This window comes from Hyphomicrobium methylovorum (assembly GCF_013626205.1).
GTDB classification, from domain to species: Bacteria; Pseudomonadota; Alphaproteobacteria; order Rhizobiales; family Hyphomicrobiaceae; genus Hyphomicrobium_B; species Hyphomicrobium_B methylovorum.
Genome location: NZ_QHJE01000001.1, coordinates 3,268,315 through 3,284,431, shown reverse-complemented (window position 1 = coordinate 3,284,431; position 16,117 = coordinate 3,268,315). Strand labels below are relative to the sequence as shown.

The 16,117-nt window shown below is 58.5% G+C and carries 13 protein-coding genes; 8 read left to right on the top strand and 5 right to left on the bottom strand.

Annotated elements, in window-relative coordinates:
- Complete coding sequence (locus DLM45_RS15590) at positions 1–1,278, bottom strand: NAD(P)/FAD-dependent oxidoreductase (protein ID WP_425485224.1); 1,278 nt, start codon at positions 1,276–1,278, stop codon at positions 1–3.
- Positions 1,279–1,486: 208 nt separating this feature from the next.
- Here DLM45_RS15590 and DLM45_RS15585 point away from each other — a divergent pair, with 208 nt between their 5' ends.
- From DLM45_RS15585 to DLM45_RS15555, 7 genes are all read left to right on the top strand, one after another.
- Positions 1,487–2,887, top strand: coding sequence for a glutamine synthetase family protein (locus DLM45_RS15585; protein ID WP_181337988.1), 1,401 nt, complete (start codon positions 1,487–1,489; stop codon positions 2,885–2,887).
- A gap of 284 nt (positions 2,888–3,171) precedes the next feature.
- Positions 3,172–4,326: a response regulator gene (locus DLM45_RS15580; protein ID WP_181337987.1), complete on the top strand. Its 1,155-nt coding sequence runs from the start codon at positions 3,172–3,174 to the stop codon at positions 4,324–4,326.
- 104 nt (positions 4,327–4,430) lie between these two features.
- Positions 4,431–5,828: a class I SAM-dependent methyltransferase gene (locus DLM45_RS15575; protein WP_181337986.1), complete on the top strand. Its 1,398-nt coding sequence runs from the start codon at positions 4,431–4,433 to the stop codon at positions 5,826–5,828.
- A gap of 3 nt (positions 5,829–5,831) precedes the next feature.
- Complete coding sequence (locus DLM45_RS15570) at positions 5,832–8,468, top strand: ATP-binding protein (protein ID WP_181337985.1); 2,637 nt, start codon at positions 5,832–5,834, stop codon at positions 8,466–8,468.
- On the top strand, positions 8,449–9,702 hold the full coding sequence (locus DLM45_RS15565) for a response regulator (protein ID WP_181337984.1): 1,254 nt from the start codon (positions 8,449–8,451) through the stop codon (positions 9,700–9,702). The genes DLM45_RS15570 and DLM45_RS15565 overlap by 20 nt, the downstream gene beginning before the upstream one ends.
- A 351-nt stretch (positions 9,703–10,053) precedes the next feature.
- Positions 10,054–11,478, top strand: coding sequence for a coniferyl aldehyde dehydrogenase (locus tag DLM45_RS15560; RefSeq protein ID WP_181337983.1), 1,425 nt, complete (start codon positions 10,054–10,056; stop codon positions 11,476–11,478).
- A gap of 68 nt (positions 11,479–11,546) precedes the next feature.
- Positions 11,547–11,969 (top strand): thymidylate synthase family protein, encoded by a 423-nt coding sequence (locus tag DLM45_RS15555; RefSeq protein WP_181337982.1) that lies wholly within the window; start codon positions 11,547–11,549, stop codon positions 11,967–11,969.
- Positions 11,970–12,055: 86 nt separating this feature from the next.
- On the opposite strand, the gene DLM45_RS15550 is transcribed toward DLM45_RS15555, so the two are convergent.
- From DLM45_RS15550 to DLM45_RS15535, 4 genes are all read right to left on the bottom strand, one after another.
- Positions 12,056–12,475: a hypothetical protein gene (locus DLM45_RS15550; protein WP_181337981.1), complete on the bottom strand. Its 420-nt coding sequence runs from the start codon at positions 12,473–12,475 to the stop codon at positions 12,056–12,058.
- Between the two features lie 253 nt (positions 12,476–12,728).
- Positions 12,729–13,175 (bottom strand): VOC family protein, encoded by a 447-nt coding sequence (locus tag DLM45_RS15545; RefSeq protein WP_181337980.1) that lies wholly within the window; start codon positions 13,173–13,175, stop codon positions 12,729–12,731.
- Positions 13,176–13,308: 133 nt separating this feature from the next.
- Positions 13,309–14,574 carry a sigma-70 family RNA polymerase sigma factor gene (locus DLM45_RS15540; protein WP_181337979.1) on the bottom strand — a complete coding sequence of 422 codons (1,266 nt, stop codon included), beginning with the start codon at positions 14,572–14,574 and terminating at the stop codon, positions 13,309–13,311.
- Positions 14,571–14,951: a YciI family protein gene (locus tag DLM45_RS15535; protein WP_181337978.1), complete on the bottom strand. Its 381-nt coding sequence runs from the start codon at positions 14,949–14,951 to the stop codon at positions 14,571–14,573. Before DLM45_RS15535 ends, DLM45_RS15540 begins: the two co-directional genes overlap by 4 nt.
- A 248-nt stretch (positions 14,952–15,199) precedes the next feature.
- Between DLM45_RS15535 and DLM45_RS15530 the strand changes: the two genes are divergently transcribed.
- Positions 15,200–16,090, top strand: coding sequence for a TIGR01459 family HAD-type hydrolase (locus tag DLM45_RS15530; protein ID WP_181337977.1), 891 nt, complete (start codon positions 15,200–15,202; stop codon positions 16,088–16,090).
- The last annotated feature ends 27 nt before the right edge of the window (positions 16,091–16,117 follow it).

Sequence of the window (16,117 nt, the reverse complement as noted above, 5' to 3'; positions counted from 1 at the left end):
TCAGATGAGATCGCGCATCCGATAGTAAAGCATTCCGAGCGCCAGCATTTCGTTGCCGAACTGTCCGCTGAACGGTAAGTGCCGGTGACGGATGCGGTCGAAGAGATCGAAGCGCTCCGTCGTCCCTGAGATCGCATCGCATACGATCGACGCGGCGATGTGCGACGCGCTAATCCCATGCCCCGAATACCCCCCGAAGTGATAGAGGTTCGGCTCCAGCCGTCCCATCGCCGGAACACGATTGATGACGATGCCGATCCGCCCGCCCCACGCGAAGTCGATTTTCGCATCTCTGAGCTGCGGAAATATCTGGATCATCCGCGGACGGATCGACCCGGCGATGTCTTTCGGATCGCGGTTCGAATAGTTGCAGCGCCCGCCAAACAGCATGCGCCGATCCGCCGACATCCGAAAATAATCGACGACGACATTGCTGTCCGCCACCGCGAGATCCTGCGGATTGATCTCTGTTGCGAGACCTTCGCTCAAAGGCTCGGTCGCTATGATGTAGCTTCCGGTTGGCAGCATCAGACCGGAAAGCTTCGGCTTACCGAAGCGATCGAAAATCTCACCGGCAAGAATGACGATCCGCGCTTCCACCCGCCCTCGCTCGGTCTGCACCCAAGGCCGCGCGCCGCCGCCGAGAGAGAGAACACGAGAACGCTCGAATATCCGAACGCCAATGTCGGCCGCCGCACGGGCTTCACCCAAACAGAGATTGAGCGGATGCAAATGCCCGCTTGAGGGATCGATGTACCCGCCATGATAGGCAGATGTGCCGAGCACGCGACCGATCTCTTCCGGCTCCACGATCTTCAGATCCGCGCCATCCCCCTCGCGGCGGCGCTCATCGACATAGGTGCGGAGCGCTTGCATGTGGCGTGGACGTGTCGCGACCTCCATCCATCCCCGTTTCCAATCGCAGGCGATGCTATATCGCGTAACCCAGCGATCGACGATCTCGTGCCCGATATAGCGAATATCCCGCACGAGCTTGGCACCCGACGGTCCGAGCTGCCGGATGATTTCCGCTTCACCGCTAATGCCGCCGATCAATTGCCCGCCGCTACGTCCCGACGCGCCCGACCCGATCCGGTCCGCTTCGACCAGCACGACGGACCGCCCGCGTTCCGCCATTAACAGCGCCGCGGCTACGCCGGAAAAGCCCCCGCCGACAACGCACACGTCCGCTGTCACCGTTCCTTCAAGAACAGGAAATGGCTCCAGAGCGTTCGCCGTCGCTGCGTAATAGGAGTGTGTATGAGTATTCAAGGTCACGATCTCAAATGCTTAGACCGCCCCACCGTCACAGACAACGCCCGGCACGAAGCGCCACTTAACGGACGGAAGGCCTAGGTCAACGAACGCAAGATACAGCGGGTATGCGGCGTTTAGACATTAACGACTAACGCCCGTCCGCTGCCTTGAGGCTGTCGTCCATGTATGATGGTCGTTCGGACCGAACGCATTCATCTGGATACCAACCATGACGGCCTCTTTCGGCGCCCCACCTAGCGAAGACGGCGAATTCGGTGTCGGAACGACGCCCGAGTCTCTGCGGCACTGGTTACGCCAGCATCGGATCGAAGAAATCGACTGCGCTATTCCCGATATCGCAGGCGTCGCACGCGGCAAGACGATGCCGGCCGAGAAATTCGTCAAGCTCGACGCGGTTCACCTGCCGATCTCGATTTTCCATCAGACCATCACGGGTGACTACGTCGGCTTCGAGGAAGACGGGCAGCAGCTCTACGCCGAGAGCGACTTGATGATGGTGCCGGACCTTTCGACGATCCGCCCCGCGCCGTGGGCATCAAGTCCGACAGCTCAAGTCATACACGACGCGCGCTGGCAGAGCGGCGCACCGGTCGAGATTGCACCTCGCAACGTGCTGAAGCACATCACCGAACTCTACGACAAGGAAGGCTGGCGCCCGGTCGTTGCGCCCGAAATCGAATTCTATCTCACCAAAACAAACCCCGATCCGGACTATCCGCTAGAGCCGCCGATGGGGCGCTCAGGTCGTCCGGGCGCAGGACGCCAAGCCTACAGCCTCGGTGCGGTCGACGAGTACGACAAGATCGTCGACGACATCTACGAGTTTGCCGAACGCCAATATCTGAAGATCGATACGATCATCCATGAAGGTGGCGCAGCGCAGCTTGAAATCAATCTGCTGCACGGTGATCCGGTCGATCTCGCCGATCAGGTGTTTCTGTTCAAGCGCACCATTCGCGAGGCTGCATTCACGCACGGCTGCTATGCGACGTTCATGGCGAAGCCGCTCGCCAACGAGCCGGGCAGCGCCATGCACATTCATCAAAGCATCGTTGATGCGAAGACGGGCCAGAATATTTTCACGCTTGAATCCGGCGAACCCAGCCCGCTGTTCTTCAACTTCATCGCAGGACAGCAAACGTGCCTTCCCGCCGCGATGTGCCTCATCGCTCCTTACGTCAATTCCTATCGCCGCCTGGTACCCAACAGCGCTGCGCCGATCAACGTCGAATGGGGCTACGACAATCGCTCGGCAGGCTTGCGTGTTCCAATCTCTCCACCCGCTGCACGTCGCGTGGAAACGCGTCTCGCAGGCGCGGATTCAAATCCCTATCTCGCAATCGCCGCGAGCCTCGCGTGCGGATATATCGGAATGAAATCCGCACTAGAGCCGCGCCCCGCTGTGGTTGGAAACGCATATCAGAACCGGCGCCAGTTACCGCGCGGTCTACTGGAAGCATTGACGGAGTTCGAACACAGCTCCCCGCTGCACGACATTCTCGGCCAGCGCTTCTGCCATGTTTATCTGGCGTTGAAACGCAGCGAGTTCGAAGAATTCATGCGCGTCATCAGCCCCTGGGAACGCGAACACCTGTTGTTGAGCGTTTAGCAGAGCGGTACCTATTTGCAGCCACGACCGGCCTGAAGTACCGAAAGAATAGGCCAAACTCAGTAGGCGTCGTTTCGCTTCGTTCAAATTCGGAGCAGCCGGTAGACACTCCTTAAGAGTGTTTGCGAACACCTCTCAAATTTCCACGAATGCCGCATTGCTTATAAGCAATTTGATACGCATTTCACCCAGCATAAAATTGTTTTCATACGCCAGCTGGATAGAACCACGCTGACCAATGATCCGCACAGCGCATTTCCACTTGTGAACGAACGGGTTTGCCGATGCATGCAACGATCGAAACAACCGCAAGCCGTGGCGGCAAGATCCTCTTCGTTGACGATGAAGCCCTCTCGCTGAAGTACTTCAAGGCGGCGGTTGGCAAATATGCCGATGTCGTCACTGCGGAAAACCCCGAAGCGGCCATGAAAATCCTGGCAGCCGAAGGCGACGCGATTTCCGTCGTCGTCAGCGACGAACGCATGCCGCGCGAAAGCGGCGTCGCCTTCCTCGCAAGCGTACGCAAGTCTTGGCCGTCCACAGTCCGCATCTTGACCAGCGCGTACACGAACGTGGATCTGCAGGAAGCAATCAACAGCGCAGCGATTTCCCGCTTCGTTCCGAAGCCATGGAATTTCGACGAGCTTTGCAATGTGTTGAAGGAAGCATTGCAGAGCGAGCACGCAGCCGAAGCGACACATGATTTCGATGAAGCGCCCGCAGCAAATCCCGCTAATCCCGACGCGCAAAACGCAACTCTTGAATTGCTCGCTGTTCTATCGCGCGAACTGACGGAGCCTCTGGCAGAGATCGACGCTGAAAGCCTTCGCCTCGCGTCACTCGCGGGTGCCGACACGGCGATCAATCCATCGCCCGTGCAATCGTTGTCGGCCAACTGGGCGCGGCGCCTCCACGCTGGCCAGATTGGAACATCGGCTGCACGCATCCATACGCTCGTCGAACACTGCCGCGCTCTTGCGAAGCCGATTGTCGACTTGGCGGAAGGTCTGGCAGTTGGCGTATCGCCGTCTGCCCATTCAATGGCAAACGCGCTGTCCGAGGCAAGCGAGCAAATCACCCGCAAGAGCGGCGGCCGCATTCGCATGACGATCGACGCGCGGAACGACTTTTCCTACTGCGCCCCGAAAAAGATCGTTGAGTTCGTACTCATCGAACAATTGGAATTTAGCCACGCCTCAACCGAAAACGGCGCATGCGACGTTTCCGTGAAACTCGTTCCGGGCGCGACTTATAATGATGTTGTGATAACGGTCCCGGGACACTCGGTGAGAAATTCACCTGAGAGCCTACGCATGAGCCGCTGCGCGCTTTGGGCCTTTGGAGGCGAAGTGCTGCTCCAGGAGGCCGATGATAAGGCTGTGACGAAATTGCGCTTTCCCGCCGCCACTGTGACGCTGCGGCACGCCCGGAAACATTAACGATCTTCTCATTCATTCTAAACGAGATCTTAATCTGACGCATCAAAACTGGACCGCCGCATGATAATGTTGGCTCTGCAGGGTTTCAGTAATGGAGCGGTTCATTGCGCATTGAGCGAGACATCGACCGCACGGTCTCGTTCGTCGGCAGTCAGGGCACCACTGTCCGGGGGACACTAAGCAAGCTTTCACGTCGGAATATCGTTTTCGAGATTTACGATCCTTTCTCGACAATTCAGACGAGTGAAGTTTTGACCGACCTCAAAGTGAGGCGCGGCAAGGACGTTGTTTATCAGGGAGATGCCATCGTAACGGGCGTGGTGAGCACCAGTATTCTGGTGATCGTCTCGGCTACGCTCGTGAACGATTGGACCCGGCTTGGCGACGATCCGGTCTCGACCCCGGGACTTCGAGATGAAGTTGCGCGCTTCGTCGATGAATGGGAGCGGCAGCACAAGCTCGACCCCAATTATCAGCTGAAGGTCGCCGATCTCCGCTCATTTCTCTCCGAATTGAGCTTCTGGCTCGATCAGGTCGATCTTACCGCGGAAGCCGCCCAAGGCGTGGACGAAGCCAAATTCGATTCTGAGCGATTCGAAGAGATTAAAGCGCCGGTCATGCCGCGCCTGACCCGCCTTTTCATGGAACTCGAAGATGCCTGCCGGCAGCTGGACGTCGACGAAGTCGAGTCTCATAAGCAGCTGGCCCAGCGTGATCTCTTACCATTGATGATGGCCTCGCCGTTCTTCAACCGCGTCTATTCAAAGCCACTTGGCTACGCGGGCGACTACGAAATGGTCAACATGATGTTCCGCAAGGAGCGTGGCGGAAAGACCACGTACGCGCAGATCGTCAACGAATGGCTGTTGAACGGCGGACCACCTCAGGCGCATCGCAACCGCATCTACATGCTCGAAAAGATGCTGGAAGACGCCGCCGATCAGGCCATTCGTAGCAACAAGTGCCCGCGCGTGCTCAACGTCGGCTGCGGTCCGGTTCAGGAGTTGCAGCTCTTCATCGCCAAGAATCCGGCCGCGCCGCGCTTCTCATTCGACCTGCTGGACTTCAATCCGGAGACCTTGGCTTACGCAAAACGCCAAATCGAAAGCATCACATCCGATAGGCCGGAAGCGCCCAAGGTCACCTATATCCTCAAGACGGTGCAGGAGCTTCTCCGTCAGGCGATCGAGATGGAGACGCCCGCCCAGAGCTATGACGTCCTCTATTGCGCAGGGCTCTTCGATTACCTTTCGGACCGCGTCTGCGCCAAGCTCGTGAAGCTATTTTATCAATGGTGTGAACCAGGTGGCCGGGTTCTGGTCACCAATGTCCATTCATCGAACCCTGTGAAAGGTTTGATGGAGCATGTCATGGAATGGCATCTGGTGATGCGGGACGAGTCAGATATGCTCCGGTTAGCGCCGGACCCCGCTTTGGCGAAAGTCTACACCGACGAGACTGGCATCAACGTCTTTCTCGAGATTGTGAAGCCTGCAAACTAGCCTATGGATGACAACGCTGATCTTCAAAATGCTTTCGAAGCAGAAGAGCATGAGCTTCGGCTTAGGCAGTCGAAGGTCGCGTGCATCCTTGGCATAACGCTGATTCCAGCGGGAATCTTCCTCGATTATATTTCCTATCCCGATCTTCTTCTGACGCTGGGCAGCATCCGTTTAATCGCTGCCGCGCTCATCGCAATTATCTTCGCCCTTCATTTCTGGGATCGGACTGCGGTCTATGTCCGCCAGCTGACGATGTTGGGGCTGCTGATCGCGGTGACATCCATCGCCGTCATGATCGGCATCACCACCGGCGCGGAATCGACCTACTATAACGGCCTCTTCCTCATCCTCTTCGCGGTCGGCGTGCTCGCCGCCATGCAGCCGTTCGAAGCCACGCTGCTCTGCATTTCGACGCTGGTGATCTACACCATAAGTTGTCTCTACGTGCCAAACGCAGAGATGATGACCAAAACACTGCTGAACAATCTCTACTTCCTCATCCTGACCTGCATCATCACGGTCACGGCCGTTCACTTCAACTACCGCCGACGCTTCAACGAATTCGGGTTGAAATATCGCCTCGCCGCGCAGCATCAGGAACTGTCCGCGATGGACCGCCTGAAGTCGCAGTTCTTCGCCAACGTGAGCCACGAACTGCGCACACCGCTGACGTTGATTCTCGCGCCCGTCGAAAAATTGAAGAGCGACGCCGCGGCTCTTCACGGCCCCGCCCAGGAACTGCTCGAAGTCATCGAGAACAACGCGCTGCGGTTGCTCCGTCTGGTCAACGACATCCTTAGCCTCATTCGCCTTGAGGAAGGTCGCGCCACGCTCGCCAAGCGCTCGATCGATATGGCTCACTTCCTCAGCCACACCACCGCATCGATGCGCCACCTAGCAGCGATGAAGGGCATCAACCTCAACCTTGGCGAACTGCAGGGCGACCTCATCATCAACGCTGACCCTGACGCTCTCGAAAAGATCGTCAGCAACGTCATCGCCAACGCAATCAAGTTCACACCGCCCGAAGGCCGCATCGACGTCTCGGCCGCTCACGTCGATCGCATGGTTATCGTGCGCATCTCGGATTCCGGCATCGGCATCGCGCCCGATCAGCTGCCGCACATCTTCGATCGCTTTTATCAGGTCGATGGCTCAGCCACCCGCCGCCATCAAGGTCTCGGCCTTGGTCTGGCGCTCGTTCGAGAATTGATTACGCGCCATGGCGGCGACGTGACAGCATCAAGCGACGCAGGCCACGGCACGACATTCGTTTTACGTTTTCCTCATTCTGAGCAAGATACACTTGCAGACATGCCCTCTCAGGACAAACCAGATCAAATCGCAGATCCATTGCGTAAGTTCGATCGCAAGGCCTCATCACAAGCTTTGACAATACCAGACCATCAGCCTGCACCGATGCTGCAGCAGCAGGAAACACAGACCAACGATGAAGCAAGCGCAGATCTGCCGCTGCTTCTCGTCGTCGACGACGAACCGGATATGCGCCGCTATCTCGCAACCATGTTGCGCGAAAGCTACCGCGTTGTTGAAGCGGGCGACGGCATCGCAGCTCTCGAAATGGCGCAGAAACTGACGCCCGAACTCATTCTTCTCGATGTCATGTTGCCTGGCGCCAGCGGACTTGATGTTTGCCGCTCGCTGAAGGAACGCGCCGAGACGCGCGGCATCAAGATCATCATCCTCACGGCGCGCGCCGACGAGGAAGCGAAAATCATCGCGCTGAAACACGGCGCCGACGACTTCCTGATCAAGCCATTCAGCGGCCTGGAAGTGCGCTCACGCATTGCCAATCTCATTCGGGCGTCACACCTCGAACGAGACCTGCAGCGCACGAACGTGGAATTGAAGCAGAGCTTGCAACAGTTGCGCGAAACGGAAGCAGCGCTCGTGCAGAACGCCCGCCTGAGCGCGCTCGGCACGATGGCGGCTGGTCTGCTTCACGAAATTGGAAACCCGCTGAACTTCATGGGCACCGCGCTTCAACTTGCTGCACGTGACCCAACGATTCAAGCCGATCCCGACACCGCCGACACGATGAAGGACATCCAGGAAGGTTACGATCGCATCCACCGCGTCGTGACGGACCTGAGAGGCTTTACCGCGCCGCAGAAGCCCGAACATCCGCGTCCTTTCCCGATCGAATCCGCCATCGATCACGCGCTCCGTTTTACGGCACACGTTCAGAAAGGGATAAGCATAACGCGCAATTTAACCGAGAACAGTCTCGTCTTCGGATCGCAATCCACCATCGCTCAAGTCTTGGTAAATCTGCTCGTCAACGCTGTTGCTGCAGTCCGCGCAGTCGAAGAAGAACGACACCCCGAGATCAAGATCAACTCATGGACAGAAGGCGAGCAATTGTTCGTTTCCGTGCGCGATAACGGCACTGGCATCGATCCGAAAATCCAGACTCAGATCTTCGATCCGTTCTTCTCGACCAAGGACGTCGGCGAAGGAATGGGCCTCGGTTTGGCCGTTAGCCATCGCATCATCGCGAATCACGGTGGTTCATTGAGTGTTAAGAGTTCCCTAGGAGAGTGGACCGAATTCGTTTTCAATCTGCCGCTCGCATCCGAGCAGGAGAATCAGATCTCCCATGGAGTCGTTTCGTTCTAGTCAGCCCGTCGAAATTCTAATCGTCGACGACGAGCCGCAAGCGGTCAAATACTTCAAGAAAGCTTTTGGTACGAAGTACGACGTCCTCACGGCGACAAGCGCTGACGAGGCCGAAGCACTTGTCCTTTCGGGCGATCACAACATTGCGCTTGTCATCACCGACCAGCGCATGCCGGGCCGCAGCGGCGTCAGCCTGCTGAACCGCATCCGCAATGAACGCCCCGACATCGTTCGCATGTTGACGACGGCTTACGCTGATCTCGACAGCGCTATCGACGCCGTCAACAAGGGCGAAATTCTTCGCTACATCTCGAAGCCGTGGGACCTGCGGGTTCTCGAAGCGGAAATCGATCAGGCGATCACGTTCTATCTGCTCAAGAACGAATACGACATGCTCCTGCGCGACAAGCTCAGCGCGCTCCATCGCACGCTGTTGCGCGATCGCATGAACAGCCTCTCCGTCGTAGCGGGAACGCTGCCTTACAACAACGCCGCCGAAACGATGTACCGCTACCTGAAGGACTCGCTGTCCGAAGTTGCATGGCGTCCGTCGGTTCGGAAGCAGTGGTCACAGCTCCGCGTCCAGGATCACTGGCGCATTCCCGTCGAAGAAACACAACGCGCCATCGACCTGACGGAAGAGTTGATGGACCGCGCGATGCTCACAGGGCATGACGTCGGTGAAGCCGATCTCGTTGCCATTGCGCATGAGTGCGCCAAGGGCATCAACGAAGAGCACGGCGCGCCGCAAGTTCGCGTTTCGAGCGAGCAGGAAAAAATCATCGTTCCGGTCAACGCTGAAACCATTCACGCGCTGCTGCGCGGCATGATGCAGCCGATCAGCCGCTGGGCTGCTCCCGGCAGCATGTTGAACGTCAACCTCAAGCACGAAATGTTCAGCCACGAGCCGGGCGTCGCCAATATCCAGTTCGAAGCGCGCAACTGCGATCCCACGAAGGCGATTCAGGACTGCGTTCTCTTCACACCTGCCATGCAGGTGACCTCGAAGAGCGCCGGCGATCTGCTGCGGTCGTTCTTGGCCGTCGGCCATCTCGGTGGTCGCGTCGCCTCCCCGCCAATGGCAAACGGCTACAAGCAGATTACGATCGACCTGCCGCTCGGCGCAGCGCGCGATTCAAGGGGAATCGAGACGTTCCCGAAACAATGGGTCCAGGATCTAAGCGACGAATACGAACGCTGGGTGCTCGGAACGTTGGATGTCTCCGCGGCCTGATCCGCGTAGGCGTCTCACAACCCCTTTTCTCAACTCTTCCGCATCGCTCGGCCTCGCGCGTCAACGCTGGTGTTCGCACGCGCGGATGCCATGCGTCAGTGATGACGCGGCTACACGTCCCCCCACAGGCGCTGAAACGCATCGGCTCCTAGTGGGTTGATACGTTTTGCTCTCACCGGACGGGCAACCCCACATCCTCGATCGCCCCACCCTCCCTAAGAGGTGGGGACGACAATGCTGCCACAATTGCCGAATGAAGCTCGGGGTGCATATGGTAACCGAGTCCTTACTCAGGCGTTGATCTCTCACACATCGCCAAAAAGACCGGACGTGACAAAGGATAACCCGTTGATGACAGCCCATGTTTTGGTCAACAACCAGTTCGTCCTAAGTGGCGTTCTTGCAAAGCAACGAGCAGCTTTCCTGCAGGATGGGCCACCCGATCTCAAGCAGCGCAAAGCCGACCTTGCGCACTTGAAATCAGCCGTTCTCGCCCGCCGCGCAGCAATAGAGGCGGCCGTCAGCTCGGATTTCGGCAATCGGTCCGCCTATGAGACGCGGATCATGGAGCTGATCCCACTTATTCAGACAATCAATTACTTGCGCCGCAACCTCCGCAAATGGATGCGCCCCGAGCGACGCCGCAACTCCCTGCATTTCATCCCGGCGTCGTCCTATGTGATGTATCAGCCGCTCGGTGTCGTCGGCATCATCTCGCCCTGGAATTACCCCTTCTCGCTGGCGCTGATGCCGTTGGCGACGGCGATCGCAGCGGGTAACCGCGTCATGCTGAAACCGTCCGAGCACACGCCAGCCACCTCGGCACTCATGAAGGATATGCTGGGCAAACTCTTCCCCGAGGATCAGGTTTCTGTCACCTGCGGCGGCCCAGAAACAGGTTCAGTGTTCGCAAGCCTGCCGTTCGACCATCTGGTGTTCACCGGCAGCACCGCCGTCGGCACCTCTGTCCTGAAAAACGCCGCCGAAAACCTCGTACCGGTCACGCTCGAACTCGGCGGCAAATCACCCGCCATCCTCGGACATGACGCGGACTTCGAACGCGCAGCCGTCAGCATCGCTTACGGCAAATTGGCCAACGCGGGACAAACCTGCATCGCGCCGGATTTCGTCCTCGTCCCGCGCGACAAAGCCACCACGTTCGCCGAGCATTACAAGACAGCAGTGCAGGCACTCTATCCCGAAGGCGCAGCCAGCCGGAATTACACGTCCATCATCAATGCCCGCCACCAGACGCGCCTGCGCGACCTGCTGGCAGACGCACGAAAGAAGGGCGCAACCATCGTCCCGCTCGGGCCCGAAACACCGGCGGGCAACGACACAGGCAAAGCCTCGCCCGTGCTTATGCTCAACGTCACGATGGACATGGCGGTGATGAAGGACGAGATCTTCGGACCAATCCTCCCCCTCGTCACGTACGATAGCATCGACGAAGCCATCAAACTGGTGAACCGGCATGATCGTCCGTTGGCGCTCTATTACTTCGGCAATGACGGAGAGGATCGCCGCAAGGTTTTGGCGCGCACAACCTCGGGCAATGTGACGATTAACGATACGCTGATGCACTACGTGCAAAACGATCTGCCGTTCGGCGGCGTCGGCGCCAGCGGTATGGGCGCCTATCACGGCCCCGAAGGCTTCAGGAACATGAGCCACGCCAAAGGCGTCTTCGAGCAATCACGCTGGAATCTGGGTGGCTTTCTGCGTCCGCCGTTTCGCCGCGTCACAGATATCGCGATCCGCTATCTGCTGTGGTGATTTTCCACTGGAGCCATCGCGCCGATCCCGCTTAAGAGAGGATTGGAAAGCGATAAAGGAAGGCTTCATTGGAACAGACAGTCGTCAGGGTCATCTGCGCAATCGGCCAGTCGGGCCAGCTCGGTCTGAACGGCGAACTGCCGTGGGAAGGCAATCGCGATCCAGAGTATGTCGCGGACGTCGCGCGCTTCTTCGATATTACGCGCGGCCACGTACTGCTTGCTGGTCCAAAGACCATCGCCAGCGTACCTGAATTCGCATTTGCGGATCGAACGATTGGCGTGCTGCGCTCCAGCATGGACCCGGAAGAAACGCTGAAGCAATACGCCGGTCGCGTCGTCTACATCGGCGGCGGTCCCCCGGTGTGGGACATCTACGCACGCTTCGTTTCGCATTGGGATATCACGCGGCTGCCGTATGACGGCCCGGCCGATCGCTGGTTCGATCCCGCTTGGCTGACCGGCAGAACCAGCCGCGACGCGCCACACTGAACTCAGCAAATTCAAGTCAACCGGAAGGCGGTGAATCCGCCTTCCGCGGTTAAGGTCGCGACGCGCGCATTACACGCCAGCAAGCCTCAATGGCGAGGTTCGTTGAACGTAAACTCAAAATCATCGCTGATGTTCTGCGTCGCCTGCCGCCAGTCGGCACCGCCGTTGACGTTGTGCGGAGCATCGATCTCTTGCGTCTCGTAGCGCGGTTGCCGATCGATGGCCTGCTGCTCGTAACGCGCCTGCTGATCGATGGCCGTAACCGAAGGCTTCTGAGCGCTCGGCGCGGGCAACACACAGAGCCGACCCGCGAGCGTCTGCAGTTCTCCCAGAATAGCTTCGCGGCGCATCTCGTGCTGAACCGTCACTGTGCGAACTTCCCGCAGCAATTGCTCATCGACGCGACGGATCGCATCGCCAAGCGCGCGGACCAGTTCCATCTCTCCCTGCGAATCCTCGGTCAACCGAGCCAGCAGTTCTTCGACGTTCTGATGTAGGCGTGTCATTGGCGTCCCCTTCTCGTAGGAGACATCAACCATGTGATTCTAATGGCGAAATAAAGATACTAAACACCTATCCACATACTCTAACTGGTTATAACTACAGCTTTTTTAGCCCTTAGAATCTGACCTGCCAACGCTTGGCCGTTCCCTTTGATGCGTTCTCTCAAAGCAACGGCCCGTCGCGATCACCAGCCGAAAGCGCGCCAGCGGCGGAGAGATCGTCTCTCCCCGACACCGAGCGCAGACAGCGGACCGCTCAATTCGAGCTCGGCGAATTCATTGCCCAAAGCACGCCGAACGGATCACGCAACTGGCCATAGCGATCACCCCAAAACATCTTTTCAACAGGCATGACCACCGTCGCACCGGCATCGACCGCGCGTTGAAACAACGTGTCGATATCCCCAACCGTTAAAAGCAGCGAATATCCCTGTTGATCTTTCAGCGGATGGCCATGCTCGGGAAACGCATCGCTCAGCATCAGAGAGTTGCCGTTGACATGCAGATGGATGTGCATGTGCCGTCCCTTTTCATCGGCCGGATGACGAAAAACTTCAGTCGCACCAAATGCGCGAACATAAAAATCGGCGGCTTTGCTGGCGTCGCTAAGACTGAGATACGGAATGATCCCGCCAATCGCCGGACACTTCTTCGTCGCTGTGTCGAAGTCTTCAGCTACGTTCTGCGTTTGAGCTTGTGTCATTAACGGGTCTCCTCAGACTTGGTTGAGTTCGATGTCACATCTGAAAGACGTTTCGCCGTCCACTCATCCGACATCCGCTGGGAATTTTATTTTAGCCGAGCCTCGGCGCATTCGTTTGTCGGCCTCAACGCAGCTAAGATCGAGCTAAATTCGGTTTGTTGTCTTTGATAAAGCGATCGATCTGAGTACGAATATGCGCGGCTTCAGCCGCTGTATTTGCGCAGGCAATCGCCCGGTCGAACGACGTCTTTGCTTCTGCTTCGCGACCGAGCTGCAGTAAAAACGCTCCCCGCGCGCCGTGAAAGTAGAAGTAGCTCCCAAGCGGTTCCGCGAGCGGTTCGATCAGCGCCAGAGCCGCGGCAGCGCCCCGCACTTTATTCGTCGCTACTGCGCGATTGAGCGTGATGACAGGCGACGGCTCGATCTGCTCCAGCGTGCGATAAAGCAGCTCGATCTGAAGCCAATCCGTATCCTCAGGTCGTGCAGCCTGCGCATGCAGCGCGGCAATCGCAGCTTGAATCTGATACGGACCAGGCTGGTGATGGCGCACCGCTTTTTCTAGCATAATAAGAGCTTCCGCGATGGCGCCCTTATCCCATCGCGTGCGATCCTGATCCTCCAGAACGACGATCGCTCCTTCCGCATCAAGCCGTGCCGCTGCACGCGCATGCTGCAGCAAAAGCAGCGCTGTCAGTCCCATCACCTCCGGTTCGGCATTGAAGAGCCGCAGCAGCAATCGCGCAAGACGAATGGCCTCTTCACAAAGCGGCGCCTTAATGTGCGCCGTCCCGCCGGTGGCAGCGTAGCCCTCATTGAAAATGAGATAGATCACGGTCGCGACCGCGCGCAGACGTTCGGCGCGCTCCACAGCACCCGGCGTCTCGAACGGAATTTCGGATTCACCGACCCGCCGCTTCGCACGTGTGATCCGCTGCTCCATCGCCGCTTCGCTGACGAGGAATGCGCGCGCAATCTCCTTCACCGACAATCCGGAAACAACCCTGAGCGCGAGTGCGATCTGCTGCGCGACAGGCAAAACGGGATTGCAGCACACGAACAGCAAACGGAGAATGTCATCGCGGTAATGGGTGCCATCGATGCGTTCAGCCATACTGTCTTCAGCGTCTTCTAAATCCGACATCTGGGCTTCGTCCGGCAGAGCATCTTCTTTGCGACTTCGCCTCAAGCGATCGAGCGCAACGTTGCGGCCAACAAAGATCAACCAGGCTGCAGCATCTCGCGGCGGACCGTTCACAGGCCACGTCTGCAACGCCTTGAGGCACGCCTCCTGAAACGCATCTTCCGCCATGTCGAGGTCGCGAAAATTGCGCAGCAAAGCCGCAACCGCGCGCGGCCGCGCTGCCGTCAACAGCGCCTCGATCGGATTGGCGCTGCTCACGCCGCGCCTGCGTTCGATGTACCCGGCAGATAAAGCCCTATGGGCCGCACTTCGTAGGCACCACCCGGGTTCGCATCACCCAACTCGCGCACGAACGCGAGAACGTCTTCCAGCGTGTCGCCTTCCACAACATAGAAGCCAAGCAATTGCTCTTTCGTCTCCGCGAACGGACCATCCAGAATAACGGCAGGCTCGTTGGTCTTCCGAAGCGTGGTTGCGGCGGTCGTCGGCATCAGACGCGCAACAGGGCCGAGCTTGCCCGTCTTCGCGAAGCGCCCATGGACCTCCATCAGCCGCGCCATAACGGCGTCGTCTTCTTCCTTCGTCCATGCGCAGACGGCATCTTCGGAATGGTAGCAAAGCACTGCGTACTGCATCTCAAGCCTCCCTTTTTGCTGTCCCAAGGACGCACGAGTAGACGCCTAGCCGACACCGGTCCGTAGAAAAAGCAGTCCGATCGGCGGAAGGATCCAGGGCGCATCCGATTTCGGGGCAATAGGCCGCCAGTCCCGGCCTTGCACACGCGCTCAGGCGCGGCTAACTGACTGGAATGCCTCGATACCGGCACAACACCGGTGAGCGCCCGAACTCATAATCCAGCCACTTCGACCGGCGAGAGGCAGCGATGCAGCCACCATCCAATTCAGCACTCCCGACGCCGCCCGTCATTGCAAATGCCGCGGAATTGCTCTCGCGCTACGAAGTTCTATTCTGTGACGTCTGGGGCGTCATTCACAACGGTCTGATCGCCTATCGCGATGCATGCGAGGCGCTGGAAGAATTCCGGCGCCGCGGTGGAACTGTCGTGTTGGTCTCCAACGCACCGGTTCCGAAACAGCGCGTTGCCGATATGCTCGACACGCGACAAGTACCGCGCTCTGCCTGGGACGACATCGTTTCCTCCGGCGACATCGCGCTCGCCCACGTCGCAGAACGCGGCTTCCAGGCGCTGTATTGCATCGGACCGCAGGATCGCGACCAGGCGCTCTTTCGCGCCTTGTCCGCCCGCTCCGTTCCGCTCGCCGAAGCGGAAGCGCTGATCTGTACGGGCCTGAACGACGACAAGACGGAAACGCCTGAAAACTACCGCGCAATTCTGGAGCAGGCACTCGCCCGCAAACTGCCGTTCATTTGCGCCAATCCCGATCTGATCGTCGATGTCGGCGGCACGTACTACTATTGCGCAGGCGCGATTGCAGATCTTTATGCAGAGATGGGCGGAGCGGTTTACTGGGCAGGCAAGCCTCACCTCAACGCCTACGAAACCGCGCACGCCAAGGCGGAATCCCTTCGTGACCGTAACGTCGAAAAGCGCCGGATCCTCGTCATCGGCGACTCTCTGCGCACCGACATGAAAGGCGCCGAAACCTTTGGCTGCGACGCCCTGTTTATCGCCTCGGGCATCCACCGCCACGAAACGATGGATGACGCACACCTGTCGCCAGAACGGCTCGGAGCGCTGTTCGATGCGCAGGCCCCGACGGCTGTTGGCGCGATGGCCCAGCTTCGCTGGTAGGCGAAGAGGCGACGATACTTGCCGCCT